The sequence below is a fragment of the Acinetobacter sp. YH12046 genome, assembly GCF_013419905.1.
Classification (GTDB): domain Bacteria; phylum Pseudomonadota; class Gammaproteobacteria; order Pseudomonadales; family Moraxellaceae; genus Acinetobacter.
The window spans coordinates 1-1,090 of the sequence record NZ_VOZF01000084.1; the positions used below are offsets into that span (position 1 = coordinate 1).

The following is a 1,090-nucleotide window of genomic DNA, read 5'->3' on the forward strand; positions in this document are numbered from 1 at the left end:
TGTTATTCCCAAGTAGAAATGTCCTACCTAATAACCAAATAGAAATGTCCTATATGGACATTTCCAAGTCAAGCACAGGATTTAGATTTCGTTGTTCAATCGCTGTTTTCTGTGCACGTCTGCTTGGCATCTTTTGAGAACGATTACGTTTGTTTTGCTGTTCCAGTTCTTCATGCTGTTGTTGGATATGATTCAGAACAGCACTCAACCGTTTATTCTCAACAATCTCTCGCTGATTCAGCTGACTTAATTTATCGAAGAGGCTGTAATTGATCTTTCGGCCATCATGCATGAGGGCTACAGTACCATCCGGGTATTCCAGGAACTCAAGATACTTACCGATCAACCTTTGATTTTCTTCGGTGTTTTCCAGGAGATATACGCATTTATCATAAGTAATCGTCAGGCTATTGGTGACTCTGCGGGGTTCACGCCAAGTAAAAATATCATCTAATTCTTCGGCTGTTTCAGTGATAGGCCGATGTAGATTCTTAGGATTAAAAGCCATCTTGGCGAACTTCTGATTGAACTGCTCAATGAAGCAGGGTAGCCAGGCATTAGCTTGCTCAATCGAACAGATGCCTTCCAAGCGCATTTCTTTGATCAGACGGTCCTGAAGCGTTCTATTCGCCCGTTCTACACGGCCTTTGGCCTGTGGTGAATTGGCGAAGATGATATCGATATTGAGGGTGCTGAGTACACGTCCAAACTGGGTAATCTTGGTGTCTTTCTTGCTGCTTTGATTCACTCTAAAGACTGAATGTTTGTCGCTGTAAAACGCTAAAGGCTTACCGTGCTGTTCGACATATAAACGTGTTGAAATCATATAGTCAAAGGTTGATTCTGATTCACAGAAGCGTAAATGCTGCAATTTTCCTGTCGCATCATCGATAAACACCAGCAAACAGCACTTAGCAGCGCGTCCTTCAAACCAGTCATGGTGTGAGCCATCAATTTGGATCAGTTCACCAAAGCAATCCCGGTTGTAACGAGGCTGATACGGGCGTTTCAGGCGCTTGGCGCGAGGAATCCACAGATCTGCTGCAATCATCCAGGAACGCAGTGTTTCAACTGAAATATCAAAGCCATG

General features: G+C 43.7%; 1 protein-coding gene. It reads right to left on the reverse strand.

Translation table 11 applies throughout. The annotated features are described in order from the left end of the window. Window positions 1-49 precede the first annotated feature (49 nt). Window positions 50-1,090: ISNCY family transposase (locus tag FTU03_RS16040; protein WP_179993463.1), on the reverse strand; the 1,041-nt coding region annotated here is incomplete at its 5' end.